We start from the raw sequence: 3663 nt of genomic DNA, 5'->3' as shown, positions 1-3663 counted from the left end.
GCATCATCCTCGATGCCGATGGTCAGCGTGCCGGTGGAGCTGGCGCCTTCGCTATCCGTTGCGAGCACACCGAAGTCCAGAGACAGGACATCTTCACCATCACCCGAGTGATCGACCGCCTGACTCAGAGTGAAGGTATAAGCGCCGCTGTCATCGATGGTCACCGTCGCGACTTCATTGCCATCAGCATCGGTTGCCACCATTGACTGGGTGCCGCTGCCGGACCAGGTCACCGCACTGCCACCGGAGGTGATGGCCGCGGCAGGAGCCGTCAATACCAGCGACACGCTGTCACTGTCGACATCCGTGACGGAAACCGTACCGGTGACGGTGGTGGCATCGGTGGTATCCGTAAAGCCATCAGCCGCATCGCTGTCGGCGATACCGCCTTCGAGTCCTTCTTCGCTGACGCGGCCTTCAGTCGCAGTCACCACCGGGGCATCATTCGTCCCCTGAATGGTAATGGTGACATCCTGGGTAGCTGTCGCTCCCGCCGTATCCGTGACAGTGACGGTGTAGGTCAGGACCAGCGACTCGCCTGCAGACAGGTAGTCGAAGCTTTCCCCGGCAGCGCTGCTGTCGAAGGACCAGTTGAGCGTACCTTCAGTGCTCTCGTCATCGATGATGGCCCCAGTATCCACACCCAGCAGCGCAAGCAGGTCATCGTTGACCAGCGTACCGGTATCGCCATCACTGGAGACGCCGGTGACGCTCGGCGTCACGCTATTGCTGAGATCCACGTCATCCACCGACAGAGTCCCGCTGGCACTCAGCGGTGAATCCGTCTCCGTCAGGCTGGCGGCGGCACTGTCGCCACTGCTGACACTTATCTCCGGCGCATCGTTGCTACCTTTGATGGTGATGGTCAGCGTGGTAGTGGCAGTATCACCGTCAGCATCCGTGATCACGTAGGTATAGACGTCCGTGACCGACTCACCGGCCGCCAGGTACTGCAGGTCGTCGCGTGCTGACTGATAGCTGTAGGAGCCATCCGCCGCCAGGGTCAGCTCGCCGTGCTCACCCGTGATCACGGCCGCCGCGCCATCGCTCACCGGAGCAGTCTCCGTTCCGGCGATGACGGCAGTCACGGTTACCGCATCGGCACCCAGAGTATCGGCAGTCGCCGATGTGCCCTCCACGACATTGCCGGTGATGGCAGAAGTGCGATTCTCGCCAATGCTGCGCGTATCAGCGTTGGCTACCGGCGCGGTGTCCAGAACGGTGACATCCAGACTGGATGTGGTGCTCTGACCGGCAAGATCCGTTACCACGACGGTGAAACCATCGACGACGCTGTCATCGCCATCTGTGTGATCAGCCGCTGTGCCATCTTCCACATAGGTGTAGGTGACCTCACCGCTGTCGGCGTCGTAGCCCGTAATGGTCAGCGTGCCTTCACCATCTGGGTTGGGGATCACTACCGGTGTGGTGCTGGCATCCGTGATATCCACGCCAGCAATCGTCACTGCCGCGATACCTGCTGCAGCTGACACGGTAAAGGTATTGGTAAGCGTGCTTCCGGTCGCTTCGGTGACGGACTGGTCTTCCAGTGAACTGATGATCGGCAGCGCATCATCAGTCCCCTTGATGACGATATCCACTGTCGTGCTGGAGCCATCGCTGAGCTGCACGATGTACTGCTCATTGATCGTGTCGGCAGATGTCAGCCCCTGCACAGCGGCAGTGTCGTTATCCAGCGTATAGGTCCAGTTGCCGTCAGCATCGACGACGAAGGTACCGTAGAGACCGCTGTCGTCAGTGGCCGGCGTGAACTTCGGCGCATCACTATCGACATCGGTCGCGGTCAGCGTACCTGAAGCTTCCGTCACACCATCTTCGGCAACAGCGCCATCATCGGCACTGATGACGACAGGGTCATCAATCGCTGCGACGTCCTCGAAGCTGAGAATGGCTTCATCGAACTCGGTGCCATCCGTGATCACATAAGTGGTGTCGGGTACCGGACCGTTGTAATTCTCACCGAGCGTGAAGGTGAAGGTACCGTCAGCATTGATCAGAAGTGTGCCGACTTCGCCAAGATCCGCTGTCTTGCCCGGGTCGTACGTAACCCCGTCAACAGTGAAGCTGACGACGCTCAACTCATCACCATCGGCGTCGACGTCGTTGTTCAGGACGTTGCCGCTGACCGGAGTATCTTCCTCGACCACGATCGGACCGTCGTCATAGGCCACCGGCTTGTCATTCAAGCCCTGGACATTGATGGTGATGTCGGCGGTATCCGAGTCACCATCCGCATCCAGGATGGTGTACTCGAATACTTCCTTGACGAGGTCACCGGCACCCAGTGCCTGAGCGCGCGCATCATCAAGGTCATAACTGAAGGTGCCATCGGTATTGATGGTCAAGCTGCCGTAGCTGCCATCGACCGTAACGCTACCCTCATTGTCTGCCAGTGAAATGCCATCCAGATGCGTGATGGTCACGCCATCAGCGCCTAGCTCATCCTGTCCGCCGCCGACAACACTGAAAATGACATTGGTGTTGATCACCGGCTCACCATCCGGAGACGTATCATCTTCGCGAATGGTGTAGGTGTCGTCATTGGCGACAGGCGCGGTATCCAGAATCTTGACGTCAAGGCTGTCGCTGGTGCTCTGCCCGGCCAGGTCAGTGACGACCACGGCGTAGTTGTCGAACACGCTATCGTCGCCAGCCGAGTGATCCGCAGCCGTGCCATCCTCCACATAGGTGTAGGACACGGTGCCGGCATCGTAGCCCGTGATGGTCAGCGTGCCTTCGTCATCAGTCGCACCCGGAATCACGATGGGGTTATCCACTGACGCCGAAGTGATGTCCGTGCCATTGATGGTGACGCTGGCGATGCCGGCATCCGCTGCCACCTCGAAGGTGTCAGTGACCGTCTCACCCGTGGCCTCGGTCACTTCCTTGTCAGCCAGCGTGATGACCGGCGCTGCGTCGGCCGAGCCGGTGATATTGATGGTCAGCGTGGTGCTGGAATAATCGCCATCGCTGTCTTCCAGCACATAGGTGAAGACGTCTTCCGCCGGTTCACCCTCTGCCAGAGACTGCGTCTTGGTGGTATCCAGAACGTAGGTATAGCTGCCGTCGCTGTTGAGCGTCAGCGTGCCGTAGTCACCCGTGACCGTGGCACTGCCGCCGTCAGCAATTCCGGTATCGTTCAGTTTGCAGACCATGAACGGCGCATCTGCACCCAGGATGTCCTCATTGTCACTGGCACCATCAATCACGTTGCCCGTGAGCTCGTCCGTCGCATCTTCATCAATATCGCGCTCATCCGGCTTGGCCGTCGGCGCGGTATCCAGAATCTTGACGTCAAGGCTGTCGCTGGTGCTCTGCCCGGCCAGGTCAGTGACGACCACGGCGTAGTTGTCGAACACGCTATCGTCGCCAGCCGAGTGATCCGCAGCCGTGCCATCCTCCACATAGGTGTAGGACACGGTGCCGGCATCGTAGCCCGTGATGGTCAGCGTGCCTTCGTCATCAGTCGCACCCGGAATCACGATGGGGTTATCCACTGACGCCGAAGTGATGTCCGTGCCATTGATGGTGACGCTGGCGATGCCGGCATCCGCTGCCACCTCGAAGGTGTCAGTGACCGTCTCACCCGTGGCCTCGGTCACTTCCTTGTCAGCCAGCGTGATGACCGGCACTGCGTCGGCC

The 3663-nt window shown here is 59.8% G+C and carries 1 protein-coding gene; it reads right to left on the bottom strand.

Annotated elements, in window-relative coordinates; translation table 11 throughout:
- Positions 1 to 3663, bottom strand: a 3663-nt coding sequence (locus AC4FAH_RS09705) for a cadherin-like domain-containing protein (RefSeq protein ID WP_490245955.1), incomplete at both ends; no start/stop codon positions are given.

It is taken from the genome of Cobetia sp. (genome assembly GCF_983723665.1).
This window is presented reverse-complemented; position numbering and strand designations above follow the sequence as displayed.